Source organism: Necropsobacter rosorum (assembly GCF_964241405.1).
In the GTDB taxonomy this organism is placed as follows: domain Bacteria; phylum Pseudomonadota; class Gammaproteobacteria; order Enterobacterales; family Pasteurellaceae; genus Necropsobacter; species Necropsobacter rosorum.
In genome coordinates, this window is sequence record NZ_CAXSXF010000002.1 from 274,983 (window position 1) to 296,656 (window position 21,674).

Consider the following 21,674-nt stretch of genomic DNA (forward strand, 5'->3'; position numbering starts at 1 on the left):
TCGTTATGCCACAAAAAGATACATGACTTTAAAAATCAAAGGCGCCAGAATGGAACTGATAATACCGCATAACACCAGAGAAATCGAGCTATAACCGCCGGCTTTCAGATCCAGCTCCATACAGCTGACCGTACCCAGCGCATGCGAGACGGAACCGACCGATAAACCGATAGCCTGCGAATGTTTCAAACCGATTTTCTTCAAGACCAGATAACCGAACATAGACCCTTGCAAACCGGCAATAATTACGCCGACGGCGGCCACGGACGGAATACCGCCGATATTTTCCGCCACCGCCATGGCTATCGGCGTGGTTACCGATTTAGGCAGAATGGTGGCGACGATTTCCGGTTTCGCTCCTAATAACCATGCCAGCAGCGCACCGCTTGCCATCGACAACAGCGATGCCGCGGTGGTGACGGTCAGAATAATTTTCCAGCGCTGACTAATCTGGCGCAGCTGTTCGTATAAAGGCAGCGCCAGCGCAACAACACTCACACCGAGCAGATTATTCAGCGGCATATTGCCCGTCATATAATCGTCATAGGGAATATCGGCGCTCAGCAATACAATAATCAGAATTAACACGGTTAAGACAAAACTGTTCAGCACAACGGACTTTAACACTTTGCTGATTTGCAGCGCGACCAAAAAGGCGACAATGGTTAAAAGTGAATAAAGGTAGATCATGCCTGCTCCTTGGCGCGCTTTTTCAGTACTTTTTTACGCAATCCGGTAAACGAACTTTGTGAAAACAAATAATCGGACAGCAGCCCGACGACCACCAGCGTCACGCAGGTACTGACAATATTGGGAATCAGCAGCGCCTTGGCCTGACTGAGCAGCAAATCGGAATACTTAATCACCCCGACGCTCACCGGCACAAACAGTACCGCCATATAACGGATTAATAAACTGGCGCCGAAAAACACCCAGTTCATCCGAATGATCTTGGTCGCCAGACCGGTAAACAGCAGCAACAGCCCCCAGATACTGCCCGGCACGCCGACCGGGATAAAATGCGAAATCAACTCCCCCAAATAAAGCATCAGGTAAAGAATCGCAAAGGATCGCAATAATTGAAATATTTTTCGCCCCATCGTCTCATCACTCAACTTTTCTGATAAAAAATATAGGATAATTTTACTCTTATTTTCTAGTTTTGTTATCGTTTTTCGGTACAATACTGCTGTTTCAGATCAAACTTATACCAATAAAATGTTAAAAAAATACGTTTTTCTGCTCTCGGCGCTGATAATCGGTATCTTACCGGTTCATGCCGAACGCAGCTTAACCTGTCTGGCGGTGGCGATTTCCGACGGTGATACGTTTACCTGTTTGCTGCACAACAAAAAGCAAATTAAAGTCCGCCTGCAGGAAATTGACGCGCCGGAGAAAAAACAGCCCTTCGGCACCCAGGCGCGCCGCACATTAGGCCGGCTGATCCATAAAAAGACCGTGCGTTTGTCCGTGTCCGGTTATGATCGCTATCAACGCGTCTTAGCCACCGTGTATGACTTGCAGGGCACCAATATTAATTTAAAAATGGTTCGGCTGGGCATGGCGTGGGCTTATGCCCGCTATGTCCGCGACCCGGCTTATCACCGGGCGCAACAACAGGCACAGCGCCGGCGTATAGGATTGTGGCAATCGCCCGCGCCGATTGCCCCGAGTCAATGGCGCAAAGGATTACATTCCTCATCCAGAAGAGAAACATAATGTTATTTGATTATCAGCAATTTCGCCGCCAGTTTCCGTATTTTAATCAGCAACACGCCGCCGTCTATCTGGACAGCGCGGCAACCGCGCTCAAACCGCAATGTCTGATTGAGGCAACGGTGGACTTTTATCAATCTTCCGGCTCCGTACACCGCAGCCAATATGATGAAAAACAGACCGCACTTTATGAGCAGGCCCGCCGCCGGGTGAAAAAACTGCTCAACGCCGAAAGCGAACAGGCCGTGATCTGGACTTCCGGTACCACGCAGGCGATCAATATCGTTGCAAACGGTTTACTGGCGGAGTTATCGGCACAGGACGAGATCATTATCAGTCAGGCGGATCACCACGCCAATTTCGTCACCTGGCATGAAATCGCGCGTAAAAGCGGCGCCAACATCATCGTGTTGCCCATCACCGACAACTGGCTGATTGACCCGCAAACCTTGCTTGATGCGCTGAATCCGCGCACCAAACTGGTGGCGTTAAATTTCGTTTCCAATGTCACGGGCAGCGAACAACCGGTGGCACAATTAATCCGCCTGATTCGCCGCCATTCCGAAGCGCTGGTTTTGCTGGATGCCGCACAGGCAATCAGCCACTGCGCCATTGATCTGCAAGCGCTGGATGCGGATTTTATCGCCTTTTCCGCCCATAAGCTCTACGGGCCGACCGGATTGGGCGTGCTGAGCGGAAAATTATCCAGCCTGAACCGGCTGCAACCGTTGATCTTCGGCGGCAAAATGGTTGATCGGGTATCGGAATCGGCCATCAGTTTTGCCGATTTACCATACCGACTGGAGGCCGGCACGCCGAATATTGCGGCGGTTATCGGCTTTAACGCGGTGTTGCAATGGCTGGAGGAATGGGATTTAACCGCCGCCGAACACTATACCCGGCAGTTAAGCGAACAGATAAAAGTGCGGTTAAAAAATTATCCGGATTGCCGCGTATTTGCATCGCCGCAACCGAGTTCAGTAGTCAGTTTCGTCTTTGAACATATCGCCCTTTCCGATTTGGCCACCCTGCTGGCGGAACAGAATATCGCCCTGCGCAGCGGACAACACTGCGCCCAGCCTTATCTGACCCGGCTGGGACAAGCGGGAACCTTGCGCTTATCGCTGGCGCCTTATAACAGCGCGCAGGACATCGAGCTGTTTTTCACCGCGCTGGATACGGCGCTCAACTTACTGGAAAGCGTATGAAAGCACAATTCGGACAAGCGACCCATTGGGAAGAACGCTATCGTTTAATTATGCAGGCGGGCAAAAATCTGCCCCGCCCCGAGCCGCAGCAACTGGCGCAAATGCAGCTGATTGCCGGCTGCGAGGCGAAGGTCTGGTTTCAATTCTGCCCGCAAAACGACCGCACTTTTACCTTTAACGCTTACAGCGAAGCAAGAATCCTCAACGGTCTGCTCTGGCTGTTAGTGCAGGAAATCAACGGCAAAAGCGCGCAGCAGCTACAGCATTTCGATATCACCGCTTATTTCGCCGAACTGGGTATTGCGCAGCGCTTAAGCGCAACACGATTAAACGGGCTGAAACAGATCGAACAGATCCTGCATCGGTTATAATCTCCGTCGCAGGCGAGCGTTTATTCCGGCATGCGCCGCCGCATAAAAAAAGAGCTGATCCGTTCAACGGATCAGCTCCTGCAAATCAAGGTCTGTCTTGAATTATTTCTGATAAAGCGGTGCCGGGCCGGTTTTTCCGCCCTGTACGCCGCTTTCGTATTGTTTCAGGGTGGTGCCGGAGGCCGAAACTTCCACACGACGATTAGGACGCAGACAATCTCTTAACGCCTGACCGGATTCATTATTACAGGCTTTAATCTGCTGCGCTTTACCGTAGCCGACAGCCATAATATCCGCATTAACGCCCTGCTGGATCAAACGCGCTTTGACGCGATCGGCACGACGCTGAGATAAATTCAGATTATAAGCCTCCGAGCCCAGACGGTCGGTAAAGCCGGCCACTTTCACCTGTTTGGCATTCGAGGTTTTCAACTGCGCGGCAATATTATCCACCACTTCGGCACCTTTTACCGTTAACGTGTCTTTATCAAAGTCAAACAGGAAATCACCACTTAAATTAAATGAAGAGTTGCCGTTACAGCCGTTCGGATACCAGAAGAAATTCTGCGCGTTCATGTTTTTATCGAACAGAATTTTATATTGACAGATTTTGTGTTCACCGTTTTCACGATAGTTGAACGCGTAATCCCACTCACGCACGCCGTACAAGCCCTCGCTGAAATGCGGACGACCTAACAGATTATAAATCTGATCCTTATTCATACCGCGTTCAACCATACGTACGTTATCCCAGTTCGGCCAGGATCCGAACTGACTGCCGTCATGATTAAACACCGATTGATCGATTTTCGGCCATACCAGATTATCGGACGTGCCTTCATCGGTGACTTTGCTTAAGTTACCGCACGCCGCTAAGCCGGCCGCCGCAACCGCAGATAATAAAAGATGTGATAATTTCATTTGCGTTACCTTAAATTTTTGATTCCTTACTTTAATCGTCAACCATAAAATGATGGTTTAAACCTTGACGCCGAAAACCGCCGGCCGCCGTATTGAATTAAAGTTGTATAATAATGAAATCAGTGTTATTTCAGCGCCGTATGGTAATGGCAATTAAAATCGAAGTAAATTAAAAACACAATAACTTACAAAAATTTACACGCTGCCGCACAACATCCCGAATGCTTTACATTTACAACAAAGTACGCCGATCGCGCTGTAGCCAGTTAGTCAACACCGCCTCAGTGCTTTCTTCCGCCTGTTTTCCCAGTTTTTGCACCAGTGTTTTCTTCAACGCGTATTTTACCGCAAGCACGGTTTTGTCTTTAACGGCCTGCAAAATCAAATCATCGCTGGTGATTATTTCATCCACCAGCTTTAACGCCAGCGCCTGTTGTCCGAACCAGTGTTCACCGGTGGCGATTTGCTCAATATCGATCTGCGGACGATGGCGGCTCACGAAGGTTTTAAATAACTGATGGGTTTCCTCCAGTTCCTGCTGAAATTTCTGCTTGCCTTTTTCGCTGTTTTCGCCCAGCACCGTCATGGTGCGTTTATATTCGCCGGCGGTCATTACGTCCACATCCACATCATGTTTTTTCAGCAAACGGTGAATATTCGGAATCTGCGCCACCACGCCGATAGAACCGACAATCGCAAACGGCGCCGCCGCGATGTTATCCGCCACGCAAGCCATCATATAACCGCCGCTGGCAGCAACTTTATCCACCACCACAGTCAGTTTGATGCCGTGGGATTTCAATCTGGCAAGCTGCGATGCCGCCAAGCCGTAACCGTGTACCATCCCGCCCGGACTTTCCAGCCGCAGCAGCACTTCATCCTGTGGCTGCGCCACGGCGATAATCGCACTGATTTCCTCGCGCAGCGCCGCGGTTTCCGTTGCGGCAATATCGCCTTTAAAACTCAGCACATAAAGGTGCGGTTTACGCGATGGCGCATTCTCGCCCTGCTTAAGTTTTTCCTTTTCCGCTTTGGCTTTCGCCTTATCGGCTTTTTTACGCGCTTTTTCCGCCTGTTTCAGTGCGGCTTCGCTTAAATGGAAGTCACGCAGCTTAGTGCTGTTTTCCTCGTAGGCCTGCGATAAATCGGTAATGACCAGCTCGCCTGCCGGATGAGCTTTTTTCTGTTTTAAGCCCAATATCATCGCCACGATCGCGGCGATAATCAATAAAACGGTCACGATTTCCAAAATAAATAATCCATAGCCCATCATCAATTCAGACCACATAATTTTTCCTTTATTATTACTAAAACATTAATCCGCGCTCATCATAACTTATCTGGTTTAAAGTGCAATTTCCCCGTTTTATTTTTTACTTATTATTAATAATCTTTTTACTTAAACGGGCTTTATTTATTAAAAATACATTTTATAATGACAATCAATTCGCAGTTAATTCATTCAAAGGAACAATTATGAGCAATATCTTAGTATTAAAATCCAGCATTCTTGCCGAGCATTCACAAACCAACCAGCTTTCTGATTACCTGATCTCAAAACTACCCGGCGCCAATGTGGTGGAACGCGATCTCGGTGCCAATCCGCTGCCGTATTTCGACGGCGTTGCCGCCAACGCACTGCGCGGCGAGCCGCAAACCGAGCAGGATCAAGCGTTGCTGGCCTTATCCGACAGCTTGATCGCCGAACTCAAAAACGCCGATACCATTATTATTAACGCGCCGATGTATAACTTCAATATTCCGACGCAGTTAAAAAGTTATATCGATTTTATCGCCCGTCCGCGCGTTACGTTCCAATACGGCGCAAACGGTGCGGAAGGGTTGATTCACGGTAAAAAAGTGATTGTGCTGGCGGCATTCGGCGGTATTCACCAAGGACAGGCGACGGATTTCGTCACGCCGTATCTGAAAACCTTCCTGGCCTTTATCGGCATTACGGACGTTCAATTCGTTTATGCCGAAGCCATCGGTTTCGGCCCGGACGCCATCGCCAAAGCACAGGCGGGCGCTAAAGCCAAAATCGACGACATCGTCAAATCCCTGTAATACGGCTTTAGCTAATACCTCTTCAGGCGGCATCAGGCCGCCTGTTCCATTGCGCCTTAAGCGCGTCGATGATTCACGTCATTATTCCGAATCCGTAGCCGATAACAGATAACACTTGACAAAACAATAATGCACTAGTTTAATAGTGCAAGTTATCATTTGATGCAAGGAAGTTATTATGTCCGTTCCCTTTATTCATGTATTCAGTCAGCCGGTGGATTATCATAACGATCCCACCGCCGTGTTTGCCACCCTGTGCCAAGAGCAAAAAAACACCTTATTACTGGAATCTGCGGAAATCAGCAGCAAAAACAGTCTGAAAAGCCTGTTCCTGATTAATCCGGCGGTTAAAATTACCTGCCGCGGCCAACATGTCACATTTAACGCCTTAACAGTCAACGGCGAGGCGGTATTACCGCTGATTCAGAACATGTTACAAGGTCGGGCCGCCGTACTTTCCCAATGCCGCAGTCAACTGACCGTCGCCTTTCCGCCGCCCGATCCAAATCTTGATGAAGACAGTAAATTACAGGCCGCCACCGTGTTTGACGGATTGCGCTGTATCACCTCGCTCTACGCGCACAGCACCACGCCGGTGTTGTTAGGCGGGTTATTCGCCTACGATTTAGTGGCCAATTTTATCCCGATGCATGATATCGAACTGCAAGACGACGGCCTAACTTGTCCGGATTATGTATTCTATTTAGCGGAAAATCTGCTGGTTTTTGATCACCAAGCGCAGACTTCCACCCTGCAAACCTTCTGTTTTCACGCCCGGCAGCAACCTCAACTGCAGCAAAGTGCGGTGGAAATTTGCCGCAAATTACAAAAAATTCAACCGCACTTAACGTTGCAGCACGGCGCAACGGAGGTGCATACCAATCTTGACGATGATGAATTCAAAGCCATTATCAGCGCCCTGAAACGGCATATTAATATCGGCGATGTTTTCCAGATCGTGCCGTCGCGCCGTTTTTCCATCGATTGCCCGAATCCGCTGGCCGCCTACCGTCAGCTAAAACGTACCAATCCGAGTCCGTATATGGTGTATATGCAGGATGAGGATTTCACCCTGTTCTGTGCTTCACCGGAAAGCGCGCTGAAATACGCGGCGCCGACCCGTCAATTGGAAATTTATCCGATTGCAGGCTCCCGCCCGCGCGGTTTTGATGCGCACGGCCGGATCGACCCTGAACTGGACGCCCGTTTAGAACTGGAGCTGCGGCTGGATAAAAAAGAACTGGCCGAGCATTTAATGCTGGTGGATCTGGCGCGCAACGATGTGGCGCGGGTGTGTCGCAGCGGTACCCGCCAGGTCAAAAATCTGATGCAGGTGGACCGCTACTCTCACATTATGCATCTGGTGTCCCGCGTGGTCGGCGAGCTGCGTCCCGAGCTTGACGCGCTGCACGCCTATCAGGCCTGTATGAATATGGGCACGCTGACCGGTGCGCCGAAAATCAAAGCGATGCAGTTAATCTACCGTTTCGAACGGCAAAAACGTCACAGCTACGGCGGCGCGGTGGGCTATTTAGCCTCCGACGGCAATTTCGACACCTGTATCGTTATCCGTTCCGCTTTCGTGCAACACGGCGTGGCTTATATTCAGGCCGGTTGCGGCGAAGTGCTGGATTCCGATCCGCAGGCGGAAGCGGATGAAACCCGTCACAAAGCCAAAGCGGTGCTCAACGCGATTATTCAGACCAACCGACAGGCACAGCAACAAGGATAATTCATCATGGCGACGATTGTATTTTTAGATAATTTTGATTCCTTTACCTATAATCTGGTGGATCAATTCCGCGCGCTGGGTCATCAGGTGCAGGTTTACCGCAACGATTGCGATATTAAAGTGCTGGAACAAGCGGCGACCCGCCAATCCGATACTATTCTGGCGCTTTCGCCGGGGCCGGGCAATCCGAGTGAGGCGGGGATTTTGCTGCCGCTGATTAAAACGCTGAGCGGAAAAGTGCCGATGATCGGCATCTGTCTGGGCCATCAGGCGTTAATTGAAGCCTTCGGCGGCAAAGTGGTGCATGCCGGCGAAGTGATGCACGGTAAAGTCTCCGCGATCCGGCACGACGCACAGGCAATGTTCGCCGGTCTGACCAATCCTATGCCGGTGGCGCGCTATCACTCGCTGATGGGAACCGAACTGCCGCAGGAATTGATTGCCAACGCCGAATATCAAGGTATTATTATGGCAATCCGCCACAAAACATTACCGATCTGCGGCTTTCAGTTTCATCCGGAAAGTATTCTGACCGTACAGGGCGCCAAACTGCTGGAAAATGCCGTTCACTGGCTGCTGACACGGTAATATTGCCGCATATTAAACAACACGGACAACCCGACAGCCAAAAAGGACAAACCGATGATTATCGTTTACGGACTTAAACCGCAGCTGAATCCGCGCAAACAGCAATTAATGGCGATTATTTTTCACTGCCTGCAACTGGAATTAGGCATTCCGCCACGCAAGCACGCCCTGCGCTTTATTGGTCTGGAGGCGGAAGACTATTTTTACCCCGAAGGGCGCAGCGAAGATTTCACCGTGATTGAAATCAACCTGATGCGGGGGCGTACGGAATTTACCAAAAAACGGCTGATTAAAATGCTGTTTTGTGAACTGGAGGACAAACTCGGCATTGCGCCGATTGACCTTGAAATCACCATTAAGGAACAACCGGCGCATTGCTGGGGATTCCGGGGCATGACCGGCGACGAAGCCGCCGATTTGACCTACAGTATTTATCGCTGAAAACCACCGCACTTTTATACCGACAAATATACCAACAAAAAGGAAAAGAATATGCAAACCGCTCAACTTCTCAGCCGACTGTTTGAGAAACACACCTTAAGCCAGTCGCAAACGGAAACCCTGTTTAATGCCATCATGCGCGGGGAATTAAGCAACGAACAGCTGGCCGGCGCCTTAATCGCGTTAAAATTACGCGGTGAAACGGCGGAAGAAATCAGCGGCGCCGTCAATGCGGCGCTCGCCAACGCCCGTCCCTTCCCGACTCCGCGCTACGCTTTTGCCGATATTGTCGGCACCGGCGGCGACGGCGCCAATACGATCAATATCTCCACCGCCGCCGCCATTGTTGCCGCCACCGACGGCATAAAAGTGGCGAAACACGGCAATCGCAGTGTCTCCAGCAAAACCGGCGCCAGCGATGTGCTCGGCGCGCTGGGGGTTAAAATCGATATGGATGCCACCAGCGCACGCCAAGCCTTGGATGACATCAACCTCTGTTTTTTATGGGCGCAGCAATATCACCCCGGTTTTAAATATGCCGTGCCGGTGCGTCAGGCGCTGCAAACCCGCACCATCTTCAATATTCTGGGCCCGCTGTGCAATCCGGCGCGGCCGAAGCGCCAGCTGTTAGGCGTTTATTCAGCGGCGTTAATCCAGCCTTATGCGGAAACCGTCGCCCGCCTCGGTCATAAACACAGTATCGTGGTACACGGCGCCGGCTTAGACGAGGTCGCCATTCACGGCAAAACCGAGGTGGCGGAAATCCGCGACGGAAAAATCGAGCGTTATACCCTTTCTGCCTATGATTTCGGTTTTCAGCCGCAACCGCTGGATACCCTGCGCGGCGGCGATCCGACGGAAAATGCGGCGATTCTGACCGCACTTTTACAAGGGCGCGGCAAGGCGGAACATGTGCAGGCGGTGGCGATGAATACCGCCCTGCTGTTAAAATTGTTCGGGCACGACGATCTTAAATACAACGCCGAACGCATCGCCGACCTGATCGCAACCGGCAAAGCCTTCGACACATTGCGCAAATTAACCGCGTATTAATCCGATCCGAAGTAAGGAGCCTATGATGTATAAACTGTATTTTTACGCCCCGTTATCGTCCTGGTCATTGCGCCCGTGGATATTGTTAAAAATGCTGAATATTCCTTTTGCGGAACAACAGATTCCCTACACGCAGGACAAAACCGAACTGAGCCGTCTGCTCGCCACCTTTTCGCCCACTGCCAAAGTGCCGGTATTGCAGGACGGCGAACATTATATCTGGGACAGTCTGGCCATCGTCGAATATCTCGCCGAAAGCTATCCGCAGGTTTGGCCGGCCGATCCCGTTGCGCGTGCCTGGGCGCGCAGTGCCTGTGCAGAAATGCATTCCGGTTTCGAGCAGTTGCGCAGCCTCTGTTCTTACCAGCCGCTGAAACGTATCGAATTGGCGGAAATTCCGCCCGCACTTGAGGCGGACATTCAACGCATCAACCGATTATGGCAAGAAGGTCTGACCCGTTTCGGCGGCGATTATCTGGGCGGTCGGCAATTTACCGCCGTTGACGCCTTCTTCGTGCCGGTCGTGGGCAGAATCGAAACCTACGGTTTACAGCCTTATCTCGCCCCGCAGCCGTACGCCTATTTTCAACGCATCAGCGCATTGAGCGCGTTGCAGGAATGGTTAAATAAATAAGTGAATTCAGTATGATGACAATAAATCTGGATAATAAACCGACGATTTTGCAACAAATCGTACGCGACAAACTCCGTTGGTTGGAACAACAGCAGGCGGCGCTGCCGCTGGCTCAATTTAAAGCGCAGATCAGCCCGTCCGAGCGCGATTTTTATGCCGCGCTGAGCAAAGGCACCCGCCAGCGCCCGGCATTTATTCTGGAATGCAAAAAAGCCTCGCCGTCCAAGGGCTTAATCCGCGCGCAGTTTGATCCGGCGCAAATCGCGGCGGTCTATAAACATTACGCCTCGGTCATTTCCGTGTTAACCGACGAAGCATATTTTCAGGGCGATTTCGCTTACATCGAACAGGTGCGCCAAATCGCCCCGCAGCCGGTACTGTGTAAAGATTTTATGCTCAGCGAATATCAGGTTTATCTGGCGCGTTATTATCAGGCGGATGCGATTTTATTAATGCTGTCGGTGCTGGATGATGACACCTATACCACCCTTGCGGCACTGGCGCATAAACTGGGAATGGGCGTGCTGACGGAGACCGCCAATCAGGCGGAACTAGAGCGCGCCATTGCGCTGGGCGCCAAAGTGATCGGCATCAACAACCGTAATCTGCACGATCTTTCCGTCAATATCCGGCGCACCCCGCCTTTGGCGGAACAAATTCCGACGGATCGTATTGTGGTCAGCGAATCGGGCATTTATCATCACCGTCAGGTACAGCAGTTAAAACCTTATGTGCACGCTTTTTTAATCGGCAGCAGCCTGATGGGCAGCGACGATCTGAACAACGCGGTGCGCGAGGTAATTTTCGGTGAAAACAAGGTGTGCGGCTTAACCCGTCCGCAGGATGTCGACGCGGTTTACGCCGCAGGTGCGCTGTATGGCGGGCTGATTTTTGCCGAAGGTTCTCCGCGTCAGCTGTCGTTGCGTCAGGCGCAGGAATTAGTGACGCGGGCGTCGCTACGTTTTGTCGGCGTATTCCAAAACCAACCGATTGAATTTATTTGTAAAATCGCTGCACAACTGGACCTGTTTGCGGTACAGTTACACGGTGCTGAAACGGCGGAATTTATCACCGCACTGCGCGCCGAACTGCCGCCGGCCTGCCGAATCTGGAAAGCGGTATCGGTAGATAGCGCCGCCAAAAGTGCGGTGCGAATCGAACGGATTTCCGCCGTGGATCGTTACCTGCTGGACAGCAAAAGCGGCAACCGCCAAGGCGGAACGGGCGTGGCTTTCGACTGGTCGCAAATTCCCGCCGAATGTAAGGAGCAGGTTATCCTCGCCGGTGGCATTAATGCGGATAATATCGCACAGGCGTTGCAGCAGCGATGCGCCGGTGTGGATCTTAACTCCGGCGTGGAAAGCGCGCCGGGCATTAAAGATCCGCATAAACTGGCGGCAGTGTTCAGTAAAATCTTAGATGATTAATCCGCCCTTTGAACCGGAGGCGGCTTTCGGCGCTTTCGGTTCGCCGCCTCGCGGACGGACATCAACCGATTCATCCGTTCCGTTGATTGCCGGCAGACGCAACATACCGAGCCGCTGGCCTGAAATATACCATTTCGGGCAAGTCATTACCCGTTACATGCCCCGATGAACTCCGAATCATGACAATAGACAAGCAGAGCGCGCCGTCAATAACAGGATAATAAAAAAATCCGACATTTTTCTTAAAAACCGCTACACTTTTATGTACTAGTGTAGTAGTATTTCAAGCATTCAACATCATCAGCATGAAGGAAGCCTTATGACAGACACACTTTTAGATCCCTACTTCGGCGAATTCGGCGGCATGTATGTGCCGGAAATTCTGGTGCCGGTGTTAAAACAGCTGGAACAAGCCTTCGTCGAAGCCAAAGACGACCCTGCCTTTCAGCAGGAATTTCAGGATTTACTGAAAAATTATGCCGGCCGACCGACCGCACTGACCCTGTGCCGGAACCTGACCAAAGGGTCAAAAACCAAACTGTATTTAAAACGCGAAGATTTGCTGCACGGTGGCGCACACAAAACCAATCAGGTGCTGGGGCAGATTCTGCTGGCCAAACGCATGGGCAAAACCCGCATTATCGCCGAAACCGGTGCCGGCCAGCACGGCGTTGCCACGGCGCTTGCCTGTGCGATGCTGAATATGCCGTGCAAAATTTATATGGGCGCGAAAGATGTGGAGCGCCAATCGCCGAATGTTTTTCGCATGCGCTTAATGGGCGCGGAAGTCGTGGCGGTGGAAAAAGGTTCCTGCTCGCTGAAAGACGCCTGCTGTGAAGCGATGCGCGACTGGTCCGCCAATTATGAACACACTCATTATTTATTAGGCACCGCCGCCGGCCCGCATCCGTTTCCGACTATCGTGCGCGAATTTCAGAAGATGATCGGCGAAGAAACCAAACGGCAGATTCTGCAAAAAGAAGGGCGTTTGCCGGATGCGGTTATCGCGGCGGTGGGCGGCGGTTCCAATGCTATCGGCATGTTCGCCGATTTTATCGCGGAACGTTCCGTGCGCTTGATCGGGATTGAACCGGCGGGCAAAGGCATTGCGACCGGCGAACACGGCGCGCCGCTGCGGCACGGCACGGTCGGCATTTATTTCGGCATGAAATCACCGCTTATGCAAACCGCAGACGGGCAGATCGAGGAGTCTTACAGCATTTCCGCCGGGCTGGATTTCCCGTCCGTCGGCCCGCAGCATGCCTACCTGCATGCCACCGGCCGCGCAGAATATGAAAGCATTACCGATGATGAAGCGCTGGATGCCTTTCAGGCGCTGGCATTGCATGAGGGCATTATTCCGGCCTTGGAAAGCGCACACGCGCTGGCTTACGCCCTAAAACTGATTAAACAAAATCCGCAGCAGGAACAATTGCTGGTGGTGAACTTATCCGGTCGCGGCGATAAAGATATTTTCACCGTCGATAAAATCTTAACCGCAAGGGGGAAAATCTAATGTCTCGTTTCGATCACTTATTTGCACAATTAAGTGCGAAAAAACAAGGCGCCTTCGTGCCTTTCGTGACCTTGTGCGATCCGGATTTCGACCGCTCTTTCGACATTATCTGCACGCTGGTGGATAACGGTGCCGACGCGCTGGAGCTGGGCTTTCCGTTTTCCGATCCGCTGCTGGACGGGCCGGTGATTCAGGCCGCCAATAACCGTGCGTTACAGGCCGGTTGCAGTACGGCGGAAAGTTTCCGTTTAGTGGAAAAAGTGCGGTCGAAATATCCGCAGATTCCGATCGGTCTGCTGCTGTGCGCCAATCTGATTTACGCGCAAACTCTGGACGGGTTTTATCAACGCTGTGCGCAAGCCGGCGTCGATGCCGTGCTGGTGGCGGATATTCCGCTGCTAGCGGCTCAACCGTATATTCAGGCAGCCCGCAAACACGGCATTCAGCCGGTGTTTATCTGCCCGCCGAACGCCGATGAAAAAACCGTGCAAGGTGTTGCCGCACACAGTGAAGGCTACACTTATCTGGTGTCGCGCGCAGGCGTCACCAGTGCGGAAGATCAAACCCATGCGGCCAATCTGGATAGCCTGATCGAACAACTGAAAACCCATGGCAGCCCGCCGATTCTGCAAGGTTTCGGCATCGCTGCGCCGGCACAGGTTCGCGCGACGCTGCAACTAGGTGCCGCCGGTGCGATTTCAGGTTCGGCAACGGTCAGCATCATTGAGCGTCATCTGCATGATCACGCCCAATGTCTGACTGCGCTGGCCGACTTCGTTAAAGCGATGAAAGCCGCCACCCGATAGACGTATTGAGCGCAGTTGTAAGCCCTAGCCGACGCTAGGGCTTTTTCGTTGTACCGCGCTGCGATTCGGGCTATACTGTGCAGCCGATATACAGGAGTACAATAATGAAAAAAATCGAGCAGCTTTTTGCCAACAATTACAGTTGGGCAACGCGCATGAAAGAAGAAAATTCCAATTATTTTAAACAACTGGCCGAACACCAAACCCCGAGTTATCTGTGGATCGGCTGCTCGGACAGTCGCGTGCCGGCGGAAAAACTGACCAATCTAGGGCCGGGCGAACTGTTTGTACACCGCAACGTGGCCAATCAGGTTATTCATACGGATTTAAACTGCCTTTCGGTGGTGCAATATGCGGTGGACGTACTGAATATCGAGCATATTATTATCTGCGGTCATACCAACTGCGGCGGTATTAAAGCCGCCATGGCGGAACAGGATCTGGGGCTGATTAACAACTGGTTGCTGCATATCCGCGATATTTGGTTTAAGCATAGTCATTTGCTCGGAAAACTGTCGCCGGAAAAACGCGCGGATATGCTGACTAAGCTGAATGTGGCGGAACAGGTGTATAATTTGGGCCGCTCTTCCATCATCCAATCCGCTTGGCGTAACGGCAAAAAACTGTCGCTGCACGGCTGGGTGTATGATGTCAACGACGGCTTTCTCATCGATCAGGGCGTGATGGCGACCAGTCGTGAAAGCCTGGAAATTTCCTATCTGAACGCAATTTCCCGCTTATTAAAACTGGAAGAAGAAGACTTTTTAAAAAAGCCGCATCAGGAAACGGCACAAAAAACTACCGCACTTTAACTCATTAACCCTCCGCTTAAATAAGGATTTATCATGCAAAACAGTACGTTGTATCCGACCGTTTATGTGTTAGGCAACGGTCAGCTCGGACGTATGCTGCGCTATGCCGGAGCGCCGTTAGACATTGACGTCCGCCCGCTGGCCTTTGACGCCGCGCCGTTCGAATTGCCCGCCAACAGTGTTATTACGGCGGAAATCGAACGTTGGGAAGCCACGCCGTTAACCGACATGCTGGCCGGCCACCCGCATTTTGTCAACCGCCCGGTATTCGGTCGTCTGGCGGATCGCCTGACCCAAAAAGCCCTGCTTGATGAGCTGGCGTTACCGACTTCTCCCTGGTGCCTGCTGGAAAGCCCGCAACAATGGCCGCAAGTGTTCGCCCGTATCGGCGAAAAACTGGTGGTAAAACGCCGCACCGGCGGCTACGACGGGCGCGGTCAGTGGATTGTCAGCCGGGAAAATCAAGCGGATATCGGCAACGAACTGTTTAATCAGGTAATCGCCGAACAATTCATTCCTTTCGATTATGAAGTTTCGCTGGTAGGCGCGAGATTTAAAAACGGCGAGACCCGTTTTTACCCGCTGACTCACAATCTGCAACAAAACGGTATTTTACGTTACAGCGTGGCGGATACCTCATCGCCACAGCACAGCCGGCTACAGCAACAAGCGGAGCATATGCTGACCAGCATTATGCATAAACTGGATTATATCGGCGTGATGGCGATGGAGTGTTTCGTTATCGGCGAATGTCTGTTAATCAACGAACTGGCGCCGCGCGTACATAACAGCGGACACTGGACTCAGCTCGGCTGTGCGATCAGCCAGTTCGAATTACACCTGCGCGCGTTGCTGGATTTGCCGACACCGGCGCTGGAAACCGCCATGCCGAGCGTGATGGTGAATCTGATCGGCACGCCGCATAACGCCGCTTGGTTGAATACGCCGTTTTGTCAACTGCATTGGTACGGCAAAGCCGTGCGTCCGGGGCGCAAAGTCGGTCATCTTAATCTGGCGCACCCGGATAAAAAGGTGATCATCGCCCAGCTGGAAAAACTGCGCGGCGAACTGCCGCAGGATTATCAGTCTGGTCTGGATTGGGCCATTGAAAAATTACAATAATCCGCTGCTATGCGGTGCATTTTTAGAACAATCCGTAAAAAGCACCGATTTACCCCAAATAAGGGCTTGCCAATGCGAGCCTTTATCAGTATAAAAGAGTTCTCAAACACATCATTTCACTTATAAGGATCAATCACTATGTTCGAAAATATTCAGGCCGCACCGGCAGACCCGATTTTAGGTTTGGGCGAAGCATTCAAATCCGAAACCCGCACGAATAAAATCAACCTCGGTATCGGCGTTTACAAAGACGCCAAAGGCGTGACCCCGATTATGCAAGCGGTCAAAACGGCGGAACGGCGCCTGCTTGAAACCGAAAGCAGCAAAAATTATTTATCCATCGACGGCGTCGCCGATTTTAATGCGCGCACGCAGGTCTTATTATTCGGCGCAGGATCCGATATTATCGCGCAGCGCCGGGCGAAAACCGTACAGAGTCTGGGCGGCACCGGCGCATTACGCATCGCCGCCGAATTCATTAAACGCCAGACCAAAGCGCAAAACGTCTGGATCAGCAGCCCGACCTGGCCGAATCACAACGCCATTTTCAATGCGGTGGGCGTGACTATCCGTGAATACCGTTATTACGACGCCCAACGCAAAGCGCTGGATTGGGAGAACTTAATCGCTGATCTCAGCAATGCCGGCGAAGGCGATGTGGTTTTACTGCATGGCTGCTGTCACAATCCGACCGGAATCGATCCGACACCGGAACAATGGCGGCAACTGGCGGACATGTCGGTGCAAAACGGCTGGCTGCCGCTGTTTGACTTCGCCTATCAGGGATTGGCGAACGGTCTGGATGAAGACGCGCTCGGTCTGCGTACTTTCGCCGCCAACCACAAAGAACTGCTGATCGCCAGCTCCTATTCGAAAAATTTCGGCTTATACAATGAGCGTGTCGGCGCATTCACCTTGGTTGCGGAAAACGAATCCGTCGCCGCCACCGCGCTCACCCAAGTAAAAAGTATTGTGCGCACCCTGTATTCCAACCCGGCTTCCCACGGCGCGTCAACCGTCGCCTGCGTGCTGGCCGACCCCGAACTGACCCGCGAATGGACCGAAGAACTGGCGCAAATGCGCAACCGCATCAAACAGATGCGTAAACTGTTCGTACAGCTGCTGAAAGAATACGGCGCAGCGCAGGATTTCAGCTTTATTATTCAGCAAAACGGTATGTTCTCTTTCAGCGGCTTAACCCCGGCGCAAGTGGATCGCCTGAAAGACGAATTCGCCATTTACGCCGTACGCTCCGGCCGCATCAACGTGGCGGGCATCACCGAAGACAATATTCGTTATCTGTGCGAAAGCATCGTAAAAGTGCTTTAATTCGTCCCGGCTGACTGATTTTTACATAAAAAAACACCGCACTTTGGTTAACCGAAGTGCGGTGTTTTTACGCCGAGTTTTAATACTCACCTAAAATCCGGAATGCCAGTTTATCTTTTTCGGCGAAAATTCTGACCGCTCTTTGCATAAATTCGGGCGCGATGTTGTCTTTATACAGAAAACGGCTGTTGACCGCGACGAATTCGGCGTCCAGATGCTGTACGTAAATTGACCCGCTGTTGGCGTTAATCCCTGCCATGGCGCGTCCGCGCAGTTTGCCGTAAATATGAATATTGCCGTCCGCCGCCACTTCCGCGCCGGCATCGACGTTACCGTGAATAATCAAATCGCTGTTTTTGGCGTAAATCACCTGTTGCGCGCTAACATCCTGTTCGATCACTTTGGTCGGCAAATAGCGCGGCTCCGGTAAAATGCCGGATACATCGTCGCTTTTGCCCAGCAGCGCAAAACCGGCGGTCAGAATCAGTTCTTTCTGTAAGCTATTCTGCCAGTCGGCGACACCGATAACCTGAATATTAAATTCTGCCAGCAGGCTTTTCAGTGCGCTTAACTCAACCTTTTCCAGCATGGCGTTAAACTGCAAAATCACGTCAATATGCTGAAAAAATGACGGCGATTTTTTGCTTTTTTTGACCAGCGCGCGTTTTATCACGCTTAAGCTCGCACTGTTTAAGGTGAGGAAAATAGAGGAAAACTGTCCGGTTCGGAGTTCGACGATATCTTGCGCCATAAGTGATTCCAAGGTAAAAATAAAGTGGTTCGATCATAAAGAATTGCGTTAAAATCGGCAAACATTTTTTAGCAAAAAACAATTAACACCGACAGGGCAGATTCTATGTTATGCGCCATTTATAAAACCAAGAAAAAAGACGGTATGTATCTTTATGTCGAAAAACGGGATAAGTTTGATAAACTCCCGGACGCGTTGCGTACGGCATTCGGCACGCCGATTTTTGTGATGCTGTTTAATCTGAACGGCGAAAAACCCTTGATCAACGCGGACAAGCGGACGGTATTAACGCAGATTAAAGAACACGGTTTTTATCTGCAATACCCGAAACAGGAAGAAAATTTACTCCGGCAGCATAAAAATGCGCTGAAAAACCACCGCACTTAGTGGCTTTCAGCCGCACAAGGCGAGCGCCGCCCGCCTTGATTCGCGTATGCGTTATACCGCCTGCTTCGGTTGTTTGAACACCGTCACTTCCGGTGCGTCGCCGACAAATTTTTCCACCTCAACAATGCAGGTATTCGGTGAATTGCCCTGCGCCAGTTTTGAAGTGCCTTCATCACGGGTCAATACGTTCGGGCAACCGTTTTTACACAACGGTTTTTCCGTTTGACCGAGATCGGCCGGATCATACCAGGCGCCCTCATGCAGGGCGACGGTGCCTTTTATTATACCGTCGGTAACGACCGCACCGGCCAGCACCTGCCCGCGGCGGTTAAAGATCCGCACGATATCGCCGTCGGCAATGCCGCGCGCGGCGGCATCGTCACGATGGATCAACACCGGTTCACGATCATTGACCGCATATTTTTTGCGCAGCGAGGTATGCGCCAGCTGACTGTGCAAGCGATAATACGGGTGCGGCGTCACTAACGCCAGCGGTGCTTCCGGCGTGGCGTTACCGGCAAATTCCTCCGGCTCCATCCAGCTGGCATGGCCTTTGCAGTCGTCATAGTTCATGTTCGCCACCACATCGGAATAAAGCTCGATTTTCCCGGACGGCGTTCCCAACGGATTAAGCAACGGATCTTGGCGGAATTCTTCGTAACGCACCCATTTGCGGGCTTTTTCGCCGGCGTTAAAGGTGAGCGGTTTATTTTCCTGCCAGAATTTTTCAAACTTCGGCATCAGCACACGGTTTTTACGCGCCGCATCAAAGGCGGTTTGATAAAATTCCTGCAACCACTGCATTTCGTTTTTATTTTCCGTAAACTGCTCCCCTGCCCCGGCGCGTTTCGCCAGCTCGGCGAAAATATCATAATCACTTTTCGCTTCAAACTGCGGTTCCACAACCTGTTTCATCGGGTAAATATTGATCATCGAATAATCACCGGACATGGTTAAGTCGTTACGCTCATAACTGGTGGTCACCGGCAGCACAATATCCGCCATTCGGGCGGTCGGCGTCCAGTTGACCTCGTTGACAATAACGGTCTCCGGCCGGTGAAATGCTTTGACCAAAGTATTGGTATCCTGATGATGCACAAACGGATTGCCGCCCGCCCAGTAAACCAGTTTAATATCGGGATAGGTGATTTGGCCGCCGTTATACTGAATCGTTTTACCCGGATTTAATAATGCGTCCGCCACGCGCGCCACCGGAAACGCTACTTTAGCCGTTTCCGTCAGCCAGCTTTTTTCACCGCTCTGCGCGGCGGAATTGGCGCTGATAGAACCGAGGATCCCGCCGGTTGCGGTCGGCACGCCGCCGTTGGCATAATGATAGCTGAACCCAAAGCCGCCGCCCGGCAAGCCTATTTGACCAAGCATTGAGGCCAGCGTCACCAACATCCAGTGCGCCTGTTCCCCGTGACGTTGACGCTGCATGCCCCAGCCGCCCATGATCATCGTCCGTTTGGCGCTAAAATCGGCGGCCAGTGCTTTAATCACCTCAACCGGTAAGCCACACAGCTTGCTCGCCCATTCTGCATCTTTGGCCTGTCCGTCGGTTTTCCCCAATAAATAGGCTTCGAATTTATCGTAACCGGTGGTGTATTTTTTCAAAAACGCTTTATCGTGCTTGTCTTCGCTCACCAGCGTATGGGCGATCCCCAACATCAGCGGCACGTCGGTTGCGGTATGAATCGGCAGCCATTCCGCCTCTAAAAATTCACAACTTTCACTGCGCACCGGATCGATACAAATTATCCGTTTACCGCTTGCTTTCAGTTTTTTGCAATATTCAATGCCCTGCTGATCCGTCGATGTCCAGGAAATACGCAGCGTGGTCAGCGGATTCGCGCCCCACAGCACCACGATGTCGGCATGTTCCAGCACGCTTTCCCAGCTGGTTTGCTGTTCATACACTTCAATCGTGCCCAACACATGCGGCATAATGACTTGTGCCGCACCGGTGGAATAATCTCCTTTGGAGCCGACAAAACCGCCGGTCACATTCAGATAGCGGTGCAGCAAGGTGCGTGCGGCATGTAAGGCACCGGCGCTGTACCAACCGTAGGATCCGGCATAAATCGCCGTCGGGCCGTAATTATCCCGCACTCGTTTCATCTCGCCGGCGACCAGCTCAAAGGCTTTGTCCCAAGAGACTCTGACCCATTCGTCATGCCCGCGCAGCGTGGTATCTTTGTTGCCCTCCAGATAGCCTTTACGCACCATCGGGTATTTCACACGGGTATCGCTGTACAACTGTTCCGCCACCACGCTTTGCAGTTCGTTTTCCAGCGGTGCGGCAATGGCCGGGCCGGATTTCACCGCTTTTCCGTTTTCCACCACTACGCCCAGCGGCCCCCAGTGAGCGGCGGTTACCACGGTTTTTTGCTCGGCCGCCGTCGCCTGCGGCGATACCAATGTGCCGGCAAGCCCTGCGCCGAAAGAGGTTGCGGCAACGCCAAGGGACGAATTTTTCAGAAAATCACGGCGGCTGACATTAATTTTGTCTTGTTTTTTCATGTTAACCCTCATTGATAAATCGATCACAACGGGTATTTGGCAAAAGAGAAGAGGAAAAATATCGCTTTCCGCGCGTTGTACATCAGCACGTGCCTTTCGCAAATACGTTTGTGAAAGTTAAATAACGACACCTTTCTAAGTGGAGTGGCGTGTTCATTTCTAAGCACACCATGTGCAATCAAGTTGCAGGCATTGCGACCCTATCTTTCGACTTAGGTACACAAGCTCGGAGTCGGATTGTAAACCTCTCTTGGTCAGAGAAGCGCAGAC

General features: G+C 51.7%; 23 protein-coding genes and 1 riboswitch. Of the genes, 16 read left to right on the forward strand and 7 right to left on the reverse strand.

The annotated features are described in order from the left end of the window. Window positions 1-3 precede the first annotated feature (3 nt). Together ACESOH_RS05275 and ACESOH_RS05280 are read right to left on the reverse strand one after the other, a co-directional pair. Entirely contained in the window at window positions 4-690 is a 687-nt protein-coding gene (locus tag ACESOH_RS05275; protein ID WP_373100175.1) for a CidB/LrgB family autolysis modulator, read from the reverse strand. Beyond that, window positions 687-1,100, reverse strand: coding sequence for a CidA/LrgA family protein (locus tag ACESOH_RS05280; RefSeq protein WP_373100177.1), 414 nt, complete (start codon window positions 1,098-1,100; stop codon window positions 687-689). The genes ACESOH_RS05275 and ACESOH_RS05280 overlap by 4 nt, the downstream gene beginning before the upstream one ends. A gap of 118 nt (window positions 1,101-1,218) precedes the next feature. Between ACESOH_RS05280 and ACESOH_RS05285 the strand changes: the two genes are divergently transcribed. From ACESOH_RS05285 to ACESOH_RS05295, 3 genes are read left to right on the forward strand one after another with little or no spacing between them, the layout of a single operon-like run. Then, complete coding sequence (locus tag ACESOH_RS05285) at window positions 1,219-1,719, forward strand: thermonuclease family protein (RefSeq protein ID WP_373100178.1); 501 nt, start codon at window positions 1,219-1,221, stop codon at window positions 1,717-1,719. Beyond that, window positions 1,719-2,924, forward strand: a complete 1,206-nt coding sequence (locus ACESOH_RS05290; RefSeq protein WP_373100180.1) for an aminotransferase class V-fold PLP-dependent enzyme — start codon at window positions 1,719-1,721, stop codon at window positions 2,922-2,924. Before ACESOH_RS05285 ends, ACESOH_RS05290 begins: the two co-directional genes overlap by 1 nt. After that, window positions 2,921-3,295, forward strand: coding sequence for a SufE family protein (locus tag ACESOH_RS05295; RefSeq protein ID WP_373100182.1), 375 nt, complete (start codon window positions 2,921-2,923; stop codon window positions 3,293-3,295). The genes ACESOH_RS05290 and ACESOH_RS05295 overlap by 4 nt, the downstream gene beginning before the upstream one ends. 102 nt (window positions 3,296-3,397) lie before the next feature. Here the strand turns inward: ACESOH_RS05295 and ACESOH_RS05300 are convergent, their stop codons facing one another. Together ACESOH_RS05300 and sohB are read right to left on the reverse strand one after the other, a co-directional pair. Further along, a complete protein-coding gene (locus ACESOH_RS05300) occupies window positions 3,398-4,216 on the reverse strand; it encodes an OmpA family protein (protein WP_032092814.1) in 819 nt (272 codons plus the stop codon). Between the two features lie 232 nt (window positions 4,217-4,448). After that, entirely contained in the window at window positions 4,449-5,504 is a 1,056-nt protein-coding gene (gene sohB, locus ACESOH_RS05305) for a protease SohB (protein WP_373100184.1), read from the reverse strand. 188 nt (window positions 5,505-5,692) lie between these two features. On the opposite strand from sohB, the gene ACESOH_RS05310 reads away from it, so the two are divergent. From ACESOH_RS05310 to trpCF, 7 genes are all read left to right on the forward strand, one after another. Continuing rightward, window positions 5,693-6,283: an NAD(P)H-dependent oxidoreductase gene (locus tag ACESOH_RS05310; RefSeq protein ID WP_373100185.1), complete on the forward strand. Its 591-nt coding sequence runs from the start codon at window positions 5,693-5,695 to the stop codon at window positions 6,281-6,283. A gap of 178 nt (window positions 6,284-6,461) precedes the next feature. Further along, entirely contained in the window at window positions 6,462-8,015 is a 1,554-nt protein-coding gene (gene trpE / locus ACESOH_RS05315) for an anthranilate synthase component I (protein WP_373100186.1), read from the forward strand. Between the two features lie 6 nt (window positions 8,016-8,021). Further along, window positions 8,022-8,603, forward strand: coding sequence for an aminodeoxychorismate/anthranilate synthase component II (locus ACESOH_RS05320; RefSeq protein WP_373100187.1), 582 nt, complete (start codon window positions 8,022-8,024; stop codon window positions 8,601-8,603). A 54-nt stretch (window positions 8,604-8,657) separates the two neighbouring features. Continuing rightward, window positions 8,658-9,044 (forward strand): tautomerase family protein, encoded by a 387-nt coding sequence (locus ACESOH_RS05325; protein WP_032092818.1) that lies wholly within the window; start codon window positions 8,658-8,660, stop codon window positions 9,042-9,044. A 51-nt stretch (window positions 9,045-9,095) separates the two neighbouring features. Beyond that, entirely contained in the window at window positions 9,096-10,097 is a 1,002-nt protein-coding gene (gene trpD, locus ACESOH_RS05330) for an anthranilate phosphoribosyltransferase (protein ID WP_373100189.1), read from the forward strand. Between the two features lie 22 nt (window positions 10,098-10,119). Further along, entirely contained in the window at window positions 10,120-10,731 is a 612-nt protein-coding gene (locus tag ACESOH_RS05335) for a glutathione S-transferase (RefSeq protein WP_373100191.1), read from the forward strand. 11 nt (window positions 10,732-10,742) lie between these two features. After that, window positions 10,743-12,158, forward strand: a complete 1,416-nt coding sequence (trpCF, locus tag ACESOH_RS05340; protein ID WP_373100192.1) for a bifunctional indole-3-glycerol-phosphate synthase TrpC/phosphoribosylanthranilate isomerase TrpF — start codon at window positions 10,743-10,745, stop codon at window positions 12,156-12,158. Here trpCF and ACESOH_RS05345 read toward each other — a convergent pair. Next, window positions 12,147-12,305, reverse strand: a complete 159-nt coding sequence (locus tag ACESOH_RS05345; protein WP_373100194.1) for a hypothetical protein — start codon at window positions 12,303-12,305, stop codon at window positions 12,147-12,149. The two genes, trpCF and ACESOH_RS05345, sit on opposite strands and share 12 nt — an antisense overlap. A 172-nt stretch (window positions 12,306-12,477) precedes the next feature. Here ACESOH_RS05345 and trpB point away from each other — a divergent pair, with 172 nt between their 5' ends. From trpB to ACESOH_RS05370, 5 genes are all read left to right on the forward strand, one after another. Continuing rightward, window positions 12,478-13,674 carry a tryptophan synthase subunit beta gene (gene trpB / locus ACESOH_RS05350; RefSeq protein WP_373100195.1) on the forward strand — a complete coding sequence of 399 codons (1,197 nt, stop codon included), beginning with the start codon at window positions 12,478-12,480 and terminating at the stop codon, window positions 13,672-13,674. Next, window positions 13,674-14,480 (forward strand): tryptophan synthase subunit alpha, encoded by an 807-nt coding sequence (trpA, locus tag ACESOH_RS05355; RefSeq protein WP_373100197.1) that lies wholly within the window; start codon window positions 13,674-13,676, stop codon window positions 14,478-14,480. The genes trpB and trpA overlap by 1 nt, the downstream gene beginning before the upstream one ends. 104 nt (window positions 14,481-14,584) lie before the next feature. Beyond that, window positions 14,585-15,292 carry a carbonate dehydratase gene (can, locus tag ACESOH_RS05360; RefSeq protein WP_032092824.1) on the forward strand — a complete coding sequence of 236 codons (708 nt, stop codon included), beginning with the start codon at window positions 14,585-14,587 and terminating at the stop codon, window positions 15,290-15,292. A gap of 33 nt (window positions 15,293-15,325) precedes the next feature. Further along, a complete protein-coding gene (gene purK / locus ACESOH_RS05365; RefSeq protein WP_373100199.1) occupies window positions 15,326-16,414 on the forward strand; it encodes a 5-(carboxyamino)imidazole ribonucleotide synthase in 1,089 nt (362 codons plus the stop codon). A gap of 138 nt (window positions 16,415-16,552) precedes the next feature. Further along, window positions 16,553-17,743, forward strand: coding sequence for an amino acid aminotransferase (locus tag ACESOH_RS05370; protein WP_373100201.1), 1,191 nt, complete (start codon window positions 16,553-16,555; stop codon window positions 17,741-17,743). Window positions 17,744-17,822: 79 nt separating this feature from the next. Here ACESOH_RS05370 and minC read toward each other — a convergent pair whose 3' ends face one another. Next, on the reverse strand, window positions 17,823-18,494 hold the full coding sequence (minC, locus tag ACESOH_RS05375) for a septum site-determining protein MinC (protein WP_373100202.1): 672 nt from the start codon (window positions 18,492-18,494) through the stop codon (window positions 17,823-17,825). A gap of 105 nt (window positions 18,495-18,599) precedes the next feature. Between minC and ACESOH_RS05380 the strand changes: the two genes are divergently transcribed. Beyond that, window positions 18,600-18,881: a YcgL domain-containing protein gene (locus ACESOH_RS05380; RefSeq protein WP_373100204.1), complete on the forward strand. Its 282-nt coding sequence runs from the start codon at window positions 18,600-18,602 to the stop codon at window positions 18,879-18,881. A gap of 51 nt (window positions 18,882-18,932) precedes the next feature. Here the strand turns inward: ACESOH_RS05380 and torA are convergent, their stop codons facing one another. After that, a complete protein-coding gene (gene torA / locus ACESOH_RS05385) occupies window positions 18,933-21,404 on the reverse strand; it encodes a trimethylamine-N-oxide reductase TorA (protein ID WP_373100206.1) in 2,472 nt (823 codons plus the stop codon). A gap of 112 nt (window positions 21,405-21,516) precedes the next feature. Further along, window positions 21,517-21,648, reverse strand: a riboswitch (molybdenum cofactor riboswitch). Between the last annotated feature and the right edge of the window lie 26 nt (window positions 21,649-21,674).